Origin of the sequence: Paraflavitalea sp. CAU 1676 (assembly GCF_029223285.1) — a bacterium.
In the GTDB taxonomy this organism is placed as follows: Bacteria; Bacteroidota; Bacteroidia; order Chitinophagales; family Chitinophagaceae; genus Paraflavitalea.
This window is the reverse complement of record NZ_JARHUJ010000001.1, coordinates 849,453-868,086: the sequence shown is the minus strand read 5'-3', so window position 1 is coordinate 868,086 and position 18,634 is coordinate 849,453. Positions and strand designations below refer to the sequence as shown.

General features: G+C 46.8%; 14 protein-coding genes. 11 read left to right on the top strand and 3 right to left on the bottom strand.

Annotation, left to right across the window (positions count from 1 at the left end; translation table 11 throughout):
- Window positions 1–219 precede the first annotated feature (219 nt).
- From ubiE to P2H89_RS03510, 5 genes are all read left to right on the top strand, one after another.
- On the top strand, window positions 220–972 hold the full coding sequence (ubiE, locus tag P2H89_RS03530) for a bifunctional demethylmenaquinone methyltransferase/2-methoxy-6-polyprenyl-1,4-benzoquinol methylase UbiE (RefSeq protein WP_275825120.1): 753 nt from the start codon (window positions 220–222) through the stop codon (window positions 970–972).
- Window positions 936–1,682 carry an outer membrane beta-barrel protein gene (locus P2H89_RS03525; RefSeq protein WP_275825119.1) on the top strand — a complete coding sequence of 249 codons (747 nt, stop codon included), beginning with the start codon at window positions 936–938 and terminating at the stop codon, window positions 1,680–1,682. The genes ubiE and P2H89_RS03525 overlap by 37 nt, the downstream gene beginning before the upstream one ends.
- A 167-nt stretch (window positions 1,683–1,849) precedes the next feature.
- On the top strand, window positions 1,850–3,451 hold the full coding sequence (locus P2H89_RS03520; protein ID WP_275825118.1) for a c-type cytochrome: 1,602 nt from the start codon (window positions 1,850–1,852) through the stop codon (window positions 3,449–3,451).
- Window positions 3,452–3,730: 279 nt separating this feature from the next.
- Complete coding sequence (locus P2H89_RS03515) at window positions 3,731–5,533, top strand: sensor histidine kinase (RefSeq protein ID WP_275825117.1); 1,803 nt, start codon at window positions 3,731–3,733, stop codon at window positions 5,531–5,533.
- A 26-nt stretch (window positions 5,534–5,559) separates the two neighbouring features.
- The gene (locus tag P2H89_RS03510) at window positions 5,560–6,351 is read left to right on the top strand and encodes a response regulator (RefSeq protein WP_275825116.1); all 792 of its coding nucleotides are present in this window, start codon (window positions 5,560–5,562) and stop codon (window positions 6,349–6,351) included.
- Window positions 6,352–6,709: 358 nt separating this feature from the next.
- Here the strand turns inward: P2H89_RS03510 and P2H89_RS03505 are convergent, their stop codons facing one another.
- Window positions 6,710–8,392, bottom strand: coding sequence for a hypothetical protein (locus P2H89_RS03505; RefSeq protein ID WP_275825115.1), 1,683 nt, complete (start codon window positions 8,390–8,392; stop codon window positions 6,710–6,712).
- A gap of 98 nt (window positions 8,393–8,490) precedes the next feature.
- On the opposite strand from P2H89_RS03505, the gene P2H89_RS03500 reads away from it, so the two are divergent.
- From P2H89_RS03500 to P2H89_RS03485, 4 genes are all read left to right on the top strand, one after another.
- Window positions 8,491–9,870 (top strand): dihydroorotase, encoded by a 1,380-nt coding sequence (locus P2H89_RS03500; RefSeq protein WP_275825113.1) that lies wholly within the window; start codon window positions 8,491–8,493, stop codon window positions 9,868–9,870.
- Window positions 9,871–9,889: 19 nt separating this feature from the next.
- Window positions 9,890–11,203, top strand: a complete 1,314-nt coding sequence (locus P2H89_RS03495; protein WP_275825112.1) for a DNA mismatch repair protein MutS — start codon at window positions 9,890–9,892, stop codon at window positions 11,201–11,203.
- 36 nt (window positions 11,204–11,239) lie between these two features.
- The gene (locus P2H89_RS03490) at window positions 11,240–12,835 is read left to right on the top strand and encodes a M1 family metallopeptidase (protein ID WP_275825110.1); all 1,596 of its coding nucleotides are present in this window, start codon (window positions 11,240–11,242) and stop codon (window positions 12,833–12,835) included.
- Window positions 12,836–12,994: 159 nt separating this feature from the next.
- A complete protein-coding gene (locus tag P2H89_RS03485; protein ID WP_275825109.1) occupies window positions 12,995–14,536 on the top strand; it encodes a YifB family Mg chelatase-like AAA ATPase in 1,542 nt (513 codons plus the stop codon).
- A 48-nt stretch (window positions 14,537–14,584) separates the two neighbouring features.
- Here P2H89_RS03485 and P2H89_RS03480 read toward each other — a convergent pair whose 3' ends face one another.
- Window positions 14,585–15,349 carry a sugar transferase gene (locus P2H89_RS03480; RefSeq protein ID WP_275825108.1) on the bottom strand — a complete coding sequence of 255 codons (765 nt, stop codon included), beginning with the start codon at window positions 15,347–15,349 and terminating at the stop codon, window positions 14,585–14,587.
- Between the two features lie 393 nt (window positions 15,350–15,742).
- Here P2H89_RS03480 and P2H89_RS03475 point away from each other — a divergent pair, with 393 nt between their 5' ends.
- Both P2H89_RS03475 and P2H89_RS03470 read left to right on the top strand, forming a co-directional pair.
- The gene (locus P2H89_RS03475; RefSeq protein WP_275825107.1) at window positions 15,743–16,711 is read left to right on the top strand and encodes an SDR family oxidoreductase; all 969 of its coding nucleotides are present in this window, start codon (window positions 15,743–15,745) and stop codon (window positions 16,709–16,711) included.
- Window positions 16,712–16,726: 15 nt separating this feature from the next.
- Window positions 16,727–17,488, top strand: a complete 762-nt coding sequence (locus P2H89_RS03470) for a WecB/TagA/CpsF family glycosyltransferase (protein ID WP_275825106.1) — start codon at window positions 16,727–16,729, stop codon at window positions 17,486–17,488.
- 35 nt (window positions 17,489–17,523) lie between these two features.
- Here P2H89_RS03470 and P2H89_RS03465 read toward each other — a convergent pair whose 3' ends face one another.
- On the bottom strand, window positions 17,524–18,327 hold the full coding sequence (locus P2H89_RS03465) for a hypothetical protein (protein ID WP_275825105.1): 804 nt from the start codon (window positions 18,325–18,327) through the stop codon (window positions 17,524–17,526).
- Window positions 18,328–18,634 lie beyond the last annotated feature (307 nt).

Below are 18,634 nucleotides of genomic sequence, written 5' to 3'. Positions count from 1 at the left end.
ATAACCCGTCTTTTAACAGATACGGGTTATCTACGGATCATGTATAAGTAATCTATTACTTATCATTAACTTATCACAGATAAACCCTGAGACTCCAATACTGTTTAACAGCGCCTGGCGACCCTTTGATCCGCTCCCGTGAAAAAAGGCTACAACGTACCGCTTTGCGCCCCGTTCCACGCACTGAAAACCAGCAACTTTGCTTTACCTTTGCGCACCATGTCCAAACATTCTCACGATAGTATAGTACCCTTTCAGGGGTCCGAGCAAAGCAAGAAAGACCAGGTGGCCAGCATGTTTGACCAGATCGCCTTCCGGTACGACTTCATGAACCGGGTACTGTCCGGTGGCACTGACGTATACTGGCGCAAAAGGGCCATCCGGGAGCTGGCAGAGATAAAACCGCAGCAGGTACTGGATGTGGCTACAGGAACAGCCGATTTAGCAATCACTACTTATAAATACCTTCAGCCAGACCGAATAATTGGCATAGATATTTCTGAAGGTATGCTTCAGTTGGGACGGCAAAAGGTTGCCAGGTTATTGTTAAATAATCACATAGAGCTTCAGAAAGGCGATAGTGAAGCAATAAACTTCCCCAACAACACGTTTGATGCGATTACGGCAGGCTTTGGCGTGAGGAATTTCCAGAATCTGGAAAAGGGTTTGGGAGAGATGTACAGGGTGCTGAAGCCCGGCGGAAAGCTGGTGATACTGGAGTTTTCGAAGCCTAAAAAGATTTGGTTTAAAGGACTTTATAACCTGTACATGAAGGTTGTAGCACCGCAGGCCGGTCGTTGGCTTACCAATAACAAAGACGCGTATCAATATTTAAATAAATCAGTTAAAGCATTTCCTGAAGGCGAAACATTTCTACAAATTTTACAACAAGTTGGGTTTTCGGACACCTCACTAAAAAGGCTGAGTTTAGGAATATGTACTATTTATTGCGGCAGAAAAAGCGCCAGTTGATACGATTGGCCTACATGATTGTCTTATTGGCAGCCTCCTATCAAAGTGGGGCGCAGGAAGTGGAATTAAACCTTCCTAATCATGATGACAAGAAATACTTTCTTGGAATTGGGCTCATTTACAATACCTCCCGTTTTAATATCACGCACCATCCATCTTTCCTCGGACAAGACAGTGTTTTGACTGTCGAATCGCAGGCTGGCGGTGGCTTTGGGCTGGCAGGTTTACATACCTACCGTATCTCCAAGCGCTTTGAAGTAAGGGCAATCTTCCCTCAATTGTTGTTTTCTTATAAAAACCTGGTGTACGACCTAAAAACACCCGATGCGAGCAAGGAAGAACAGAAACAAATGACCAAGCGGGTTGAATCCATCCTGGTCGGCCTGCCGGTTCACCTCAAGTTCAGATCAGACCGTATCGGCAACTTCCGCGTATATATGTTTGGCGGTGCTAAGTTTGAATATGACCTGGCCTCCAACTCAACAGCCCGCCGGGCCGAGGGTTTGGTGAAACTTTCCAAATACGACTTTGGGGTAGAGGCAGGCATCGGCTTCAGTTTTTACTTCCCGGTATTCATCCTGTCGCCCGAGATCAAATTCAGCAACGGCCTCATGAATACGCACTCGCGCGACGAAAACCTGAAATTCTCGAATACCATCGACAAGCTTAACTCCAGAATGGTATTGTTCTCTTTAATTTTCGAAGGATAAACATTTTTCATCCGGCACACGTTATAGCACATATGCAATTACCGATTGCTTTGTGGCGAGGCATCGTGTGGCCCGGCAGGTAGAGCTTTTTTACCATCCAGGCGGGGTTTCGAGGGGTATCGCCAGGTAATGCTGATTGCATCCAAGGTCAGTAAATAAGCCCCATCATGAATAAATCCCTACTCGTCGCCGTTGTGCTGACGGTATTCGCCATCGCCTGTCAGCAAACCGATGACGTTGCCCGCCATTTCCTCAACACCTCCAGTCTTCCTTCAGAATTCTTTACAGTCGACATAACACGCGACACCATATTGGTAACCCGTCAAAAGGCGGTCATCAAGCTGCCCAAAGGAACGCTGGCGGCAAGCGGATCCTCCAAAGTTGAGTTGGAGGTGAAGGAAGCCTACACCATGCAGGATATTATTCGCGGCGGACTTACCACTACCAGCAATGGACAGCCCCTAAGCAGCGGTGGTATGATCTTCCTAAGCCCCACCAATAAGCAGGATGTGCAGATCAAAAAGCCTATTGCCATAGCCACACCAACTCCTTTTATTGATACCACCATGCAGTTATACAAAGGAGAGACCAAGCCAGATGGTTCCATCAACTGGGTTCAACCTCAACCTCTGCCACCTAACCCGCAGCAGGAAGCTTTGAATATAGGCAAGGCGATATTCGTAAACAATTGCGCCACCTGCCATAAGATTGAAACCGACTTAACCGGGCCAGCCCTTGCCCATGCCACAAAAAAGCTGTCGCCTTATGCGGGTTCAAGAGGGATTGAACTATTATACGAATTTACCCGCAACAATCAGAAAGTGTTGGCCAGTGGAGATTGCTACTACAATGATCTATATGAGAAATGGAACAAAACGGCCATGAATGCTTTTCCCGCTTTAACCGATGCCGATCTGGATCAGCTTTACGCCTATATCGACAACGAGTCTTATCGACTCAATATACCGGCACCGAAGCCCCGGGATACCATCACACTAGCTTGTATCGATAGCTGCAACGCCTATTATGCTGTCAAGAACAATCTGGATGGCCTGAAACAACAACTGGAACAAGACAGCACGAAACTGGTAGATCGCAACAATTTAATCATCGATACTGTGTATGAGGTTGGCGACTTCGATACCACAGAAATCTACATTCCACCAATCGAATTAGTAAGCCCGCTCAACAGTAACTCACTCTATTACCAATTTAACATAGAGACCTTTGGCTGGTACAACATAGATGTGCTGCTTAAATCTGAAACGAACGTTGAAAGCAAACTCACCGTAAAAATAGAGAATGGGGAAAAGAGCAGCTTCAACCTTTACCTCATTATACCATCCATTAAGTTATTTGCGGATGGCGGCAGACTATCCAACCAGGAGGCCTACGGATTTTTCAATACCGATGGCAGCATTCCTTTGCCGCAAAACACAGAAGCCTGGATCATGGCTGTGGGTGAAAAAGACAGCACCCTCCTGTTTGCCAGTCAGCCATTTAGAACCAGTACCAGTCAGTCGCTTGTGTTGCGCCTTACTTCGGTAACGAAGGAAGCCTTCAATAAGAGCATTTCGCAATTGGGGCTGCCCGATGTTAAAATGCGTGTTGATGACACTAAAACGGGCATTGAGTTAAAAAAGGTCATCAAAGAACTCAGGAATGCCGAACAGTTAAAGCCAGTGAATTGCGATTGTGATTGCGGTAGGAGACAGAAAACGTTCGCAGAACCTGCTAGCCTCAGCTCAATAGATGTCGCACCTATGTGAGCTAATTAGGCACCTAACGTTTGTTGTTTATCAAACATGTTAAAATAAGCACATATTATGCACAAAGCTTTGTTCTGGCTTAAAGATCATATACCTTTATATCATCATAGGATAAGGTTTAATGGTTAATGTATTTTGATTAGTGCACCTCCCGCATAACACGGGAGGTTTTTTGTGGCTATCCATTGATCAAAAAGGGTATTTCTAAAGTACCTTCGGTGCCGAAACCAGAACACCCTGCTCAATCAAAAAACATATTGGACAAGCATCCTAACCCCGGTGCTTTTTTCCCTCTGTCTGTCGACTGCAGCACAATCACCTGCATTCCGGCAGGATAGTTTAAGGCAAATTCTTGCAGCCATTCCCAATGATACCAATAAGGTTGCTGTACTGAATGAACTCGCCATCGATTTTATACAAACGAACCTCGATAGTTGTATTCATTATGCCAACCTGGCCAATGATCTCGCTCACCGCATAAATTACGAACCGGGAGAAGCCCATGCCTCCATGTCGCTGGCCAACGCCCGTCGTACGAAAGGAGCCTACACCGCATCGCTTTACCTGATGCACCGCGCTATTGCCATTTACGAAAAGCATGGCATGCTGGCGTCACAGGCAGACGCTTTACTCTACATTGCCCAGGTGTACAAGGATATGTCGGGCCATAACCTCACCGACGAATACCTGCTCAAAGGGATCGGGTACTCTCTGCAGGGAAAGGAGTTGTTTCAATCGATTGGCGACCCGGCAGGTGTTATCAATAGCCTGAACATGCTGGGGATTATTTATCGGGATATGGGGAAGCGGGCCGACAGGCGCCATTATTACGATACTGCCTTCCGTGCCTTCACCGAAGCACTACAACTGGTAAACTCCACCGGCAAAGGCAAAGATCAGATCGGTAAACTGTACAACAACATCAGCCAGGTTTATCTGGAGTACAAAAAGGATTATCCGCTTGCCCTCGACTACCTGTTCAAAGCCGTCGCATTCAATACTCAAAACAACAACCTCACCAGCCTCACTCATAACTACGGCAACATATCCAACGCTTACCTGAAGCTCAACGACCACCAGCAGGCCTTGCTGTATGGTCGTAAGATGCTCACAACCGCCCTCCGCGTCAATAAACCCGAACGACTGTTTAATGCTTACCGTCAGCTCCATGAATCTTTCAGGGTCGCAGGCCGCACCGATTCTGCCCTCCATTATTATGTATTGGCCGACAAACTGGAAGACTCTCTCAACAACATCACCAAGACCAACGAGGTGGTGGAATTGCAAACACGATACGAAACTGCTCAAAAGGAATCGCAGATCCAACAACTGCAAACTGAAAGCGATAACCAACACAAACGAATAGCTTTATTGGCCTCGGTTATTGTATTGTTTGCCCTCCTCACCACCAGCCTGCTTTGGTTGTACCGCCGTGTAAGGAGGCAACGCCAGCAGATCGCCGACCAGTCAAAACACCTGGAGGTGATGATGAAGGAGTTGCACCACCGCGTTAAGAACAACTTACAGATCGTAAGCAGTCTGCTCAGCTTGCAGACCTATAAGGTACAAGACGAAGGTGTAGTATTCGTATTGCGCGAAAGCCAGCAGCGGGTGCAGGCCATGAGCTTTATTCACCAACGTCTTTACAAAAAGGACGACCTCACCTCGGTGAATATGAAGGAGTACTTAACCGACCTGGCCGAATCGCTCATCACGGCTTACGGCTTTCACCGCGATCAGTTTGACCTGCAGGTAAAGATCGAGCGGGAAATGATGGATATAGACAAAGCCCTGCCGGTTGGGTTGATCATCAATGAGATGATCACCAATGCGCTTAAATACGCCTATCCCGATTGCCCCTACCCGGCATTGCACATCGTTTTTGCGGAAGAACCAGACAAGATCAACATCATTGTGAGAGACAATGGCATTGGAATCAATGAAGCAGCCTGGAAACAAAAGAACAATTCGTTTGGCAAACAACTAATCACTGCCCTCTGCAAACAAATGAGGGCGCAACAGCAACTGGTGATCGACCGGGGTACTCAATTTATCATTACGTTACCCAGGCAGGCGGCCTGACGGCCCTATTGCCCCAATCCTGAAATATGCCGACAGAAAAGATTAATATCCTGATTGTAGAAGACGAATCGATCGTGGCCCTGGATCTTGCTGCCGGATTGGAAAAAGATGGATACCAGGTCGTGGGCATAGCCGACAATTCGGAGGAAGCCAAAGAACTTTACAACAGCAACAAAGTCGACATTCTGCTGATGGACGTAAACATTATCGGCGATAAAGACGGTATCGATACCGCCATCGAACTCCTCCAATACAGAACTGTTCCTGTTATCTTCCTTACCGCCTATACTGATGCCGCCACTGTAAATCGTGTCAAGCACCTCCAGGCAGCTGCCTTCCTCACGAAACCTTATAATATCACCAACGTCCGGATAGCGATAGAACTTGCCATCAGCAATTTCGCCCTTACCGCCAGCCAGCCGTCCCCCGGAAAAGTGATCCCCATCGAACAAAGTACAGAAAGGGCCGTTCCGGAATCGACAGAGAAGGAAACCGTATTGCAGATGAACGAATACATATTCGTGAAGAACAATTATGTGTTCGTCAAGATCCGGTTAGCCGACCTGCTTTACATCGAGGCCGACAACAATTATATCAATGTGATCACGGCAGAAAAGAAGTTTGTACTACGGCTCTCCCTGAGCCAGCTGTTGGATAAAATAAACTACAAACCATTGGTTCGCATCCATCGCTCTTACGCTGTAAATATCCATGCCATCCAATCATTCAACGACCAGGAAGTACAGATCAATAAAACCGAGCTGCCCATTGGTCGCAACTACAAAGAAGAATTTCTTAGAAACTTCAATTTCCGCTAGACAAGGATCATACAAACTAATCCTTGCCAACGGATACGGTGTGCAGCGCAATTCAGCAACAACGCTCGTCCCCCCAAAGCACTCACCACCGGTGTTCTGCATTTCACATACAAAATCCTGCATTTCACATACGGATTCCCGGGCAACGACCTACTGGCGAGTATTTTAGCAGCCTCGGGATTTAGTCAGTCCTAACAGTGGTGGTTTCCTAACAGGTAGGCCCTTTACAAAGGTCGTGGGCATACCGAATACGAGAAGCAGGCAGGCAGCGATGCCCCTGCTTTTTGTTTTTTATACCGGCCTCCACGAAAACGGCCTTCACTGGTGGTGAAGGCCGCTGAATATATCTGGTCAGACACTAATAATCGTATTCCCGTCTGAACATATTCATCCTCACACCGAGCGTAAACATGGATGTATTGCGATCCGGCGTTACGGCTGAAGTAAGACGCCTGATCAAAACCGATCCCTCGATGAATAGATTTTCTTTCCATTCATAAGAAGCCAGCAACTGTGCGTTGATCCCATTCGAACGGGGCCCATTGGGCAGACTATATCCGTAATCCGATTTACGGGTCGTATTGAGCATGAAAATATTGCTGCCCACATTGCTGTCCGCAGTATCTGTGCCCTGCGTCCAAAGGATCAGGCGGGCCGACGTATTCCATTTGGGATGCGGCTGATACCGAATGATACCGATGGCTTCAATGAAATTAGCTCCCAGCGGATGCGCTAAAGGCTGATTGTAGTGGGTGTAGTTGGCCACCGAATCGTAGTGGGTATAAGAGAATGGGCGCGCGAAGTTCAGCTCTCCCTGCAAGTCGAGGTTTTTGGCACCAAAGGCATCGATGTATTTAGCGCCTGCCTGCACACCAAATTTATTGGCCCACCATCCCTTGCCGCCGCCGGCTTCGCTCAGTTTAAGTTCATCCAGCATCAATTGCCCGTAAAACTGGAAACGTTTTGCCACATTGGCCTTGAGATCTAAGCCAATAATGGCGTTGTCGCCGCTGCCTGCCTGTTGTTCCGAGGCCCGGAGAAATATGATGGGATTGAGGTACAGAAAATCAAAATGGTTCTTGCGGCCAAAAGTTACCGCCTCAAAAACCCCCACGTTCAACCAGCGGGTTACCTGCATGCTCAGGTGGTGAATGGCGGCATACTTGCGGTCAAGGATCTTATCTCCCGCACTGATGTCGATGGTTTGGGGCACCAGCTCCATGAACAGGTTCATATAATCGATCTTCCAGATACGGGTATTGATCTTGAGGAAAAGATAGCTATTGCCATAATCGCTGAGGTATAGACTTCGGTAACCATTACCGATAAAGTTCTTATCATATCCAAACTGGAAATCGAGGTATTTGGCGGCGGTGAAATTGATCGATCCGCGCGCGTCTATGTAGTCGGTGGCTGTATTCTTGAAATCTTTGTAGAAGCCAACACCCGGTACTGCATCGTATCGGATGATACGGTCCTGCACATACAGCGGACCGCGCTCCTGGTTGTCGGTAAGGTAAGCGGAAAAGCCCAACCTTTTGGCGATCATACCGCGCAAAGTAAAACCTTTGGAATTCACGAAGGGCCTGTCACCGCCATCACTCTCGGCCGAAAGCTGCCCCTGGAAAACCGGGTTAACAGCCAGGAAGAAATCCTTTTGATTGACCTCTATGAAGTTGGCCTTTGTTTTATAAAAGGTTTTCAGGATGGGCCTTCTGCTGGCAAAACCTGTTGTATCGCTGGCCCATTCGGAGCTGTTCATGTACAGGCTTTTCAGATTGTATTGATCCACTTTCGAAAGGAAGTCAGGGTTGACCATCTGTACCGAATCGGCATATTCACCCACCCTTACCGCAATGCGGCGGCTCAAGGGCTTTAGTGTAGAAACATTCAGGTCGGTATTATATTGCAGCTTGATTTCCAGTCGGTCCAGCAAAGCCTGGTGTTTGTGTCCCTGCGGCAGGTAAGTCGATTGCCCCAGGGTAACGGCCGGAAACAGGAAAACGGAAAGCCGGAGAATGGATTTTGCGATAAATTGCATGTTCGTTTGTTTAATAAAGGTGCATTCCTGGCCCGTGTTTATCAAGATAGTCACGGCTCTATAAATTAGCTAAAATCATACTATTCAGCGTTCAAGATATGCAAAATTACCTGATAAAGAATATTACCGTAGTTAACGAAGGCAAGTCTGCAGTGAATGATGTGCTTATCAAAGATGGCCGTATTGAAAAGATCGGCTCCTCCTTGCAATCCACCATTGCAGTAAAGGAAATTAACGGCGAGGGAAAACATTTATTACCCGGCGCTATCGATGATCAGGTTCATTTTCGGGAGCCCGGCCTTACGCATAAGGCCAGTATCTATACGGAGTCGAAAGCAGCCGTGGCAGGCGGTGTAACCTCATTCATGGAAATGCCCAATACCGTGCCCCCCGTCTTCACCCAGCAATTGCTGGAGGACAAATACAACATTGGTGCCAACACCTCATTGGCCAACTATTCCTTCTTCATGGGCACCAGCAATGACAATACCGATGAAGTATTAAGAACCAATGACCGCAAACGGGATATCTGTGGCGTTAAGATCTTTATGGGTTCTTCAACCGGCGGTTTGCTGGTCGACAATTATCTCACACTCGACAGAATTTTTGGCGGCAGTGAGGTACTCATAGCCACGCATTGCGAAGATGAAAAGATCATCAAAGCCAACCTGGAGAGGATCAAAAAAGAAAAGGGACAACTGGAACCATCCGATCATCCCCTGATCCGCGACGAAAACGGATGCTTCGAATCGTCGTTGACGGCCATTCAATTTGCCAAAAAACACAATAGCCGGCTGCATATCCTGCACATCAGCACCGAAAAGGAGCTACAGCTTTTCGGCAATATGGTGCCCCTGAGCCAAAAGAATATCACCGCAGAGGTCTGCGTTCACCACCTGCATTTTACCAGCGATGATTATGCTGCGCTGGGCAACCGCATCAAATGCAACCCGGCCATCAAGGCGCCGCATAACCGTAAAGCCCTATGGGAAGCCCTGCTCGACGACAGACTTGATATCATCGCCACCGATCATGCACCCCATACCCTGGCCGAAAAAGGGTACGAGCGAACAGCCAACGGTAGCCTTCGCCTACTCGATGGCAGTTACGAACACGCTCACGCCGGCCTGCCCCTGGTACAACATTCCCTGCTGCTAATGCTCCACTATGTACAACAAGGTGCCATCACCATCGAAAAAGTAGTAGAAAAGATGAGCCATGCTGTTGCCACCTGTTTTCAGATTGGCGACAGGGGATATATCCGGGAAGGATACAAGGCCGATCTGGTGATCGTCGACCTCCAAAAACCTTACACCATAGCCCCCGAAAATATCCTTTACAAATGCGGCTGGAGCCCCCTCGAAGGGTTTACATTCCCGGGCACGATCACAAATACTTTTGTAAATGGGCATATGGTTTATGGAAATGGGGTATGGGATGAATCTCAAAAGGGAGAACGTTTAACTTTTGAGCGATAATCCCTAATTTGGAAAAACTATGGAACTCGACCTTACTACCTACAATGACCTGTCCCTTTTTCAGCACGAGGAAGAATTTTCAATATTCCACCGGCTGAATTTTACTCGTACCGTCGAAGGCCGCGAATGGCTATTAAGGTTTTTTAAGAACCCTTTCAGCGACTTACGGCAGATACAGGAAACCCAACATATCATCCGGACCATCCGGGACAATATGGCCAGTTGGCCATTGACCATCACCAATGGGACCGTAATGGTCATCGAACGGTTTTATGATAGTAATGTCGATTCCATGCCGGGTGCCAATTTGCTCAACGCCATCACCTATAAGGTATTTCATGCCGCTGATTTCGCGCTCGTGCGGTATTCACTGTCGCACTTCGCCGATTTTGTACGCGGCATGCATCAACTGATCGATCTTTTTGAGAACAACCAGGCGCCGGTGCTGATCCGCACTTACCTGCAGCGGGCCAAGGACCTGCTCAACAAGCGCGAGTTACAGGACCTGCGGCATCTTGCCCCCGGACACAAGTTCAGCCTCACCCAAACCATTTACTTTGGTTCGTATGTAAAGGATCATTTCAAAAGCCCCTTATTTGAGCTCATCAGCATTTACGGCCGGTTCGATGCCTGGTATTCCATGGCCACTGCCATGCAGAAGTACAAGCTCTGTTTTCCCGAATTTGTAGTGCAGGATCAACCTCTCATCGATGCCCGGGCATTGTACCATATTCTGCTTCCAACACCGGTTCCTTACGATGTACAGATGAGTAAGGAAAGCAACTTTGTATTTCTTACCGGGGCCAATATGGCGGGCAAAAGCACTTTTATTAAGGCAGTCGGCTCTTCAGTATTCCTTGCCCACCTCGGCATGGGCGTACCTGCCGCTACGATGCGGCTTACCATATTCGACGGGCTGCTAAGCAATATCAATGTGGTCGATAATATCGTAAAGGGCGAAAGTTATTTCTTCAACGAAGTACAACGCATCCGCAATACCATCGTGAAGATCAACGATGGCCGCAAATGGCTCGTACTCATCGACGAGCTGTTCAAAGGCACCAATGTGCAGGATGCCATGAAATGTTCCTATACGGTAATCGAAGGGCTCATAAAGATCAAGTCTGCGTTGTTCATCCTCTCCACCCATTTGTACGAGATCGGCGAAGACCTGCGCAAGCATCCCAATATCTCCTTCCGTTATTTTGAGACCACGGTGAATGGCGATCAGTTACAGTTCAGTTACCAGCTCAAGGAGGGTATCAGCAATGACAGGCTCGGCTACCTGATCCTGAAAAGAGAAAAGGTGGTAGAATTGCTGGAGCGGCTATAACGCTTTTGCCATATCTTCATTGGCAAATCTTACTGCATGAAGCGGATCGCATGGCTATTCCTGGCCTTTTTGGCAGGCAACCGTATCCAGGCACAACAACCAGGCGCACGGATCGATGTACAGCACTATACATTCGGACTCACACTCAATGATGCCAACAACAGCATACAGGGAAAAGCAGGGATAGAGATACTGGCGCTGCAACCCTCCACATCAGTAGTCTTTGAACTAACCGCAAAAAAGCCGGATGGCAAAGGCATGACGGTACTGCAGGTAAAATCGGGCGAGCAGACGGTTACCTTTCGGCAATCGGCCGACTCGATACACATTGACATTCCCCTAAAAACAGGTGACAGGAAGTCCATCGAGATCACATATGAGGGCATTCCCTCCGATGGACTGATCATCGACAACAATAAATACAAGAACCGTGGCTTCTTTGCCGATAACTGGCCCAACCGTGCACACCACTGGCTGCCCTGTATCGACCATCCATCTGATAAAGCGCCGGTCGATTTCATCGTCACCGCCCCCAATCATTATCAGGTAGTAGCCAATGGCATCCAGGTTGAGGAAACCTCCCTCGCCAACAACCTGAAGTTGACCCATTATAAGGAAACTACTCCCTTGCCTATGAAGGTAATGGTGATAGGCGTGGCCGATTTTGCAGTTCAATATGCCGGTGATGTACAATGTATTCCGGTGTACAGCTGGGTATACCCGGAAAACAAGGATAAGGGATTTTACGATTACGCACAGGCCACGGAAATACTCCCCTACTTTATCAGGAACGTGGGGCCCTATGGATATAAAAAACTGGCGAACGTACAGTCAAAGACCATGTTTGGTGGTTTGGAGAATGCAGGAGCCATCTTTTATTCGGAAGGGTCAGTAACGGGCACGCGCCGGTCGGAGTCGCTGCTGACGCATGAGATCGCCCACCAGTGGTTTGGCGATATGGCCACCGAAACCGAATGGGCGCATATCTGGCTCAGTGAGGGATTTGCCACCTATATGACCATCCTTTACTTTGAAAATAAATATGGCCAGGATACAGCCCGCAAAATGTTGCTGGAAGACAGAAGTCAGGTGATAGCCTATACCAAACGTGTACAAAAATCGATTGTTGATACATCGGTAAGAAACTACATGGACCTGCTCAACCCTAATTCCTATCAAAAAGGCGGATGGGTGTTGCATATGCTGCGTGGCGAACTGGGCGATACCATCTTCTGGAAAGGCATCCGCAACTATTATGCACGGTACAGCGGTAAGAATGCATCCACCGACGACCTGCGTAAATGCATGGAAGAAGTATCGGGCAAAGATCTCCGCCAGTTCTTTAAACAATGGCTGTTGACACCCGGCCATCCCATCATTGAAATAACCTATGAGCCCAACAAGGAAAAGAAGGCAGTAGCACTTACTATACAGCAAAAACAGGATGTAGTATTCGCCTTCCCGATCGAGCTGGCCTTTTATGGACCGGGGCATCGATACCTGTTTAACAAGACGATACGTGTGAGCAAACAATTGGAGACGCTGAACATACCCGTAGAAGGTCAGGTATCTGAGATCATTGCCGATCCTGGCTGCAGGCTGCTCTTTGAAGGCTCTGTAAAAGCACGATAAAGGTGTCTTAACAAGTACTGAACCATGTGCAGGTTGACTCAATAGAAAATCAATGTAAAAAGTCTGCAGCCACTATCCAAATAATACATCTTCGCATTGATGTATTATGTTTTTTATTTATCTTCCTGTCCCAACCAGTAAGATAAATAGCCCATATTCATGCTTGTTAAAACGTTTGGCAGCGCCGTATATGGCGTTGAAGCCACCACTATTACGGTTGAGGTAAACGAAATGAGCGGCGCCGATTATCATATCGTCGGCCTCCCCGACAGTGCCGTCAAAGAAAGTCTGCAACGCGTGGAAAGCGCGCTCAAAAGCAACAACTATTTCATGCCCCGCCGAAAGCTGGTGGTCAACCTGGCACCAGCCGATATCCGCAAAACCGGCTCGGCATTCGATTTACCCATAGCAATTGGAACGCTGGCGGCTTCCGAACAAATGTCGGCGCCGGAAAAGATCAGGGACTATGTGATCATGGGTGAATTAAACCTCGATGGAACGATACAACCTATCAGGGGTGCGCTGCCTATAGCCATTACTACCCGTAAGGAGCAGTTCAGAGGATTGATACTTCCCAAACAAAATGCCCGCGAGGCGGCCATTGTCAATAACCTGCAGGTCTATGGCGTTAGCCATATTACGGAAGTAATAAGGTTTTTCGAAGATGAGTCCACGTTACAACCGGTAACGGTTAATACCAGAGATGAGTTTTTTACCGCCCAGCAACAATTCGACTTCGACTTCCTGGAAGTGAAGGGTCAGGAGAATACCAAACGTGCTATGGAGATTGCAGCTGCAGGCGGTCATAACGCCATATTGATAGGACCTCCCGGCGCCGGCAAAACCATGTTGGCCAAACGGCTGCCTACCATCCTTCCGCCTTTAACCCTGGCAGAAGCTTTGGAAACAACTAAAATACATTCAGTTGCCGGCAGGTTACCCGAGAACTCGATGCTCGTATCCCGGCGCCCCTTCCGGTCGCCCCACCATACCGTGAGCGATGTAGCGCTTGTAGGAGGCGGCAGCGTACCGCAACCGGGCGAAATTTCACTGGCTCACAACGGAGTATTGTTTCTTGATGAACTGCCCGAATTCAAACGCTCAGTATTAGAAGTGATGCGGCAACCAATTGAAGAAAGAAAAGTAAGTATTTCACGGGCAAAGCTGGTAGTAGATTTTCCGGCAAGCTTTATTCTAATTGCCGCTATGAATCCATGCGTGTGCGGATTTTACAATCATCCAACCAGGGAATGCAGTTGCCCACCCGGCCACATTCAAAAGTACCTCAGTAAAATATCCGGCCCTTTAATGGATCGCATTGACCTGCATGTAGAAGTAACACCTGTTACTTTTTCAGAACTGGAAACACAAAAACCTGGTGAACCTTCCGTACAGATCAGGCAGCGGGTGATCAATGCCCGGGAAACTCAAACTGCCCGGTTTAAAGACCATCCAGGCATCTATTGCAATGCACAAATGGGAAGCAGTCTCCTCAGGCAAGTATGTATATTAAACACAACTGGTCAGCACCTCTTGAAAAATGCCATGGAGAAACTCGATCTTTCAGCACGGGCCTATGACCGCATTTTGAAAGTAAGCCGCACGATCGCCGATCTTGCAGAGAGCATCGACATCGCACCGGAGCATGTTGCAGAAGCTATTCAATACAGAAGCCTCGACAGGGATGGGTGGGGTAAATAAAAACGGGTGGCCGAAGACCACCCGATATCAAAAAATCATTTCGAAATACTAATTGAGGCTTTTAAAAGATGCCGTCCATTTTTGCGGTGTTTCAACTTCTTCATTTGCAACTTCCGAGGCAAAAAGCTTCCCGAAAAGCATTTTAAAGGTCTGGGCTGCTGTTTTCCGAACGATTCTCATATCCAGCCAAAAATTGGCGTTTCGGATATAAAAGGCATCAAACTGATAGCGGTGAAATACGTCTTCAAAGCTTTTTGTTGGTCCGCGGTAGCCCTTTACCTGCGCTAATCCGGTGATCCCCGGTTTCACCGTATTACGGAATTTGTAATTATGAACAACAGAAGAAAACGAATTACAATCAGAATGCATATGTGGTCTTGGGCCCACAATACTCATTTGTCCCAGCAGAACGTTGAAGAATTGTGGAAACTCATCCAGGTTCGACTTGCGCAGAAAATTACCGATCCTGGTGATCCTTTTATCATTTTCGGCAGCCTGTTTAGTGTTAGCCTGATCATTCACCACCATAGTTCTGAACTTGAAACAGTTAAAACTTCTGCCCCAGCGTCCTACACGTTTTTGTATAAAAAACACCGGACCCGATGAATCAAGCCTAATCAGCAATGCTACTAATGGAACTAACCAGCTTAACAGAAAAATAATTACCAGGGAGGATAAAACGATATCAAATAATCGCTTAAAAATGAAGTATTTACGCTTCTCATTAAGATAAGTTCGTAAGGCGGCGGTGTCAACAGATACTCCAGGCTTTCTTTCAACGGACTGGATTTTGGAAAAGGTCGTCGTCATCATGCGTTAATAGTGCTTTTCCGTCCCCGGAGGGATGGCCATTCGATAATAAATTAGTTTCTACTTACGCCTTTCTAAGTGCAAAGAAAGCAAATTTTGTTAACATTCAATCTACTATACGCTTCTGAATTGTTAAAAATTCAGATTCCCTTCGAATAATCGTGAATGTTTATACCTTGACAGCACGCCGCTTTTAAACGTTGCGCTGCAAGTTTTATTTTTAAAGATTTTCATTTTAGCTATTAATTCTGACACCGTTAGTTAATCCGTATAAGGTTGATACGGTTAGATATATGTCATTCTACAAATATCAATCCACGTCTGCCCTTCAAACCGTTGAACCAATAGATTCGCTACTTTTGCGCGCATTAAACTCCAACAATCATAACCTTGAGTATGAAAAGGAAAGTCCTTATTACTGGTGGAGCAGGCTTTATTGGCTCCAATATTTGCGAAAAACTGTTGATGCACCCCGACGTAGAAGTAGTAAGGGTCATAGATAACCTTATTACAGGGTCAAAAAGGAATATTGCCGGATTCCTCTCGAACCCTAAGTTTGAATTTATTGAAGGTGATATAAGAGATTATGAAACCGTAGTAAAGGCTTCAAAAGGAATGACGGCCATCCTTCATCAGGCAGCATTGGGTTCAGTACCCAGGTCTATCCAGAGTCCCATTACCACCAACGAACATAACGTAACGGGTACCCTAAACGTTTTTTTTGCCGCTAAAGAAAACCAGGTCAAAAAGATCGCTTTTGCCTCCTCTTCTTCTACCTATGGCAATAATCCGGACCTGCCTAAGATTGAAAGCAAGATCGGCGATCCGCTTTCTCCCTATGCTGTGACTAAATTGATCAGCGAACTGTATGCCAAGGTGTTCTCTAACCTTTATGACTTTCATTATATCGGTTTCCGGTATTTTAATGTGTTTGGTCCCCGGCAAAACCCTCAGGGCCCCTATGCAGCTGTAATTCCGATATTCTTTAAGGAGATGATGGCAGGCAGGTCGCCCGTCATAAACGGCAACGGCGAGCAAAGCAGGGATTTTACATTTGTTGAAAATGTCGTAGATGTAAACATTGGTACCATCTTCAACGAAAATCCGTCAAGCTGGAATAATATCTACAACATCGCCTATGGTTCAAAGACTTCTCTCAACCAATTGTTTTACAGCATCGCGAAGTTGACAGGTTATGCCGGCGAACCGATCCATGGTCCCGATAGGGCCGGAGACATCAGAGACAGCCTCGCTGAAATCTCCAAGGCAACCGGTTTATTACAATACCAACCAGTTGTTTCGATCACTGAGGGACTTGAAAGAACCTACCAATGGTATTTGCAGAATCCTGATTTCTTCGGATAAAGATATTCCTGCCGCATGAAGGACAGATCACGAATAATAAGTCTTACAGTTAATAATCTATCCTTCCGGGAGAGCCTCGGAGAAGTGAGTAGGAAGGGCTTGGCGCACCAGCAAGGATTTGTGTGCTTTGCCAATGTGCATATGACCATCGAAGCCAGGAATGATCCGGCTTTTGGACGTCTCCTCGAAAAGGCAATGCTCATCCTGCCCGATGGCAAGCCATTGGCTATGGCCTGCAAGTGGCTGTATCATAAAAAGCAGGAACGGGTTGCAGGAATGGATTTTATGCCCGCCATTTTTGAGCAGGCCAATGCTTTCAAGGGCAAGATATTCCTCTATGGCTCTACAGATGAAGTATTGCAAAAGATTACGGAAAAAGCAAGGACGCAATATCCTAATGCCGAAATTGTTGGTAGCATCTCCCCGCCCTTCCGGCAATTAGAGGAGGCGGAATTGAAGTCACATGTTGACTTGATCAATGCTTCGGGTGCCCATTTCGTACTCGTCTCTCTAGGCTGCCCAAAACAGGAAAAATGGATGGCTGCAAATTATCACTCCATCAATGCTATACTACTGGGCCTCGGAGGAGCATTTCCGGTCATGGCAGGCGTTCAAAAACGTTCCCCAAAATGGATGCAGGATTGGTCGCTTGAATGGCTTTACAGGCTGGCACAGCAACCTGGCAGGATGTTTAAGCGTTACTTGTACACAAACACCTTGTTTATCGGTAATCTTACTAAAGAGCTTGTATCCAGAAAATTATTGGGAAAACGGTAAACTGATCTGCCAGAAAACAAGCCACCCCGCCATGTTCATGTAACCAGCTCAGGCTCCTGCATTGGTGAGCTATTCACAAAGTGGATGTGGATCAACTTGATGACCGAAACGATCAGCAGGGTAGTTTCCGCATACTCAAAAAAGTTATCTATGCAAAACAGCATTGCCAGGAATATGTATAGAAATTTCAGCAGCTTCTCATAGGCAGCAAATCCCGGTGACTGATTGTTGCGTCCCGTCCACCTGATCTGCTTATAACTCTTATAATAGTACAGCAGAAAGAAAAAGGTAAACAGGAATCCATATTCGCCCAAAAAAGACAGCAGCGAAGAAAAAGGCTGATTGCGGAAGCCATCCTGATATAATGCCTGAGAAGTATTGTGCTCATTCCAAAGAGGATAAGCATAATGTTTAAAATAATAAGGCTGATTAGGCGACTTTATGAATGAAACACTCGTAAAATAGGAAGGGCTGCCGATCATAAAGGCACTTCGGCTATTGAACGTACCAGGCCCCGACCCCAACAGAAAATCCTTCACATTCGAAGAATAGGCAACACCGTAGTTGCGAAAAGCCATTACCTTTCTTGCTCCAGTGGGCATATCATACTGAAACACTTTCTTGATATTCGAAATATTATAAGCCAGGACATTCGGCTTCACCAAAGCGAGTACATAATAAGCTGCGACAAGAGAAAACAGCGTTACAAAAAAGAATTTGATGATTGAAATAATCCTGGGCTTGAAAAAAGTAAGAATAAAAGCAATCATAAAGGCGATCAAACCACCGCCAAAAAAGCCCATGATCGAAGATATCAGGAAAAAAAGGGCAGCCCACAAATCCTTTTTGTTTTTAGCAGCCAGCCAGGAAAAAAAATAGAACCCAAACAAAACCATATTGAGTATCACAAGCCCCCCCAGAGATATAGAAAAGGTAGAGTAGATCCCTGTAAAGCTATCGTCCGAATTGGGATGCCGGATCACTTGAATAAAACCGACGAGATTATTGAGAACCGCAATTACTGCGAGGCATTTAAAAAAAGTCCGCACAATATCCTCGACGCCGCTATGCAACTTTCCCGGGTTAGCAAACAACAATACCACAAGAGGCAGCATATAATAGAGAGACATGAACTTATAGCGCAGG

What these genes read in the sequence shown, in the direction of transcription:
- ubiE (WP_275825120.1), top strand. Translation starts at nt 220, where the DNA reads ATGTCCAAACATTCTCACGATAGTATAGTACCCTTTCAGGGGTCCGAG.
- P2H89_RS03525 (WP_275825119.1), top strand. Translation starts at nt 936, where the DNA reads ATGTACTATTTATTGCGGCAGAAAAAGCGCCAGTTGATACGATTGGCC.
- P2H89_RS03520 (WP_275825118.1), top strand. Translation starts at nt 1,850, where the DNA reads ATGAATAAATCCCTACTCGTCGCCGTTGTGCTGACGGTATTCGCCATC.
- P2H89_RS03510 (WP_275825116.1), top strand. Translation starts at nt 5,560, where the DNA reads ATGCCGACAGAAAAGATTAATATCCTGATTGTAGAAGACGAATCGATC.
- P2H89_RS03505 (WP_275825115.1), bottom strand. Translation starts at nt 8,392, where the DNA reads ATGCAATTTATCGCAAAATCCATTCTCCGGCTTTCCGTTTTCCTGTTT.
- P2H89_RS03500 (WP_275825113.1), top strand. Translation starts at nt 8,491, where the DNA reads ATGCAAAATTACCTGATAAAGAATATTACCGTAGTTAACGAAGGCAAG.
- P2H89_RS03495 (WP_275825112.1), top strand. Translation starts at nt 9,890, where the DNA reads ATGGAACTCGACCTTACTACCTACAATGACCTGTCCCTTTTTCAGCAC.
- P2H89_RS03490 (WP_275825110.1), top strand. Translation starts at nt 11,240, where the DNA reads ATGAAGCGGATCGCATGGCTATTCCTGGCCTTTTTGGCAGGCAACCGT.
- P2H89_RS03485 (WP_275825109.1), top strand. Translation starts at nt 12,995, where the DNA reads ATGCTTGTTAAAACGTTTGGCAGCGCCGTATATGGCGTTGAAGCCACC.
- P2H89_RS03480 (WP_275825108.1), bottom strand. Translation starts at nt 15,349, where the DNA reads ATGATGACGACGACCTTTTCCAAAATCCAGTCCGTTGAAAGAAAGCCT.
- P2H89_RS03475 (WP_275825107.1), top strand. Translation starts at nt 15,743, where the DNA reads ATGAAAAGGAAAGTCCTTATTACTGGTGGAGCAGGCTTTATTGGCTCC.
- P2H89_RS03470 (WP_275825106.1), top strand. Translation starts at nt 16,727, where the DNA reads ATGAAGGACAGATCACGAATAATAAGTCTTACAGTTAATAATCTATCC.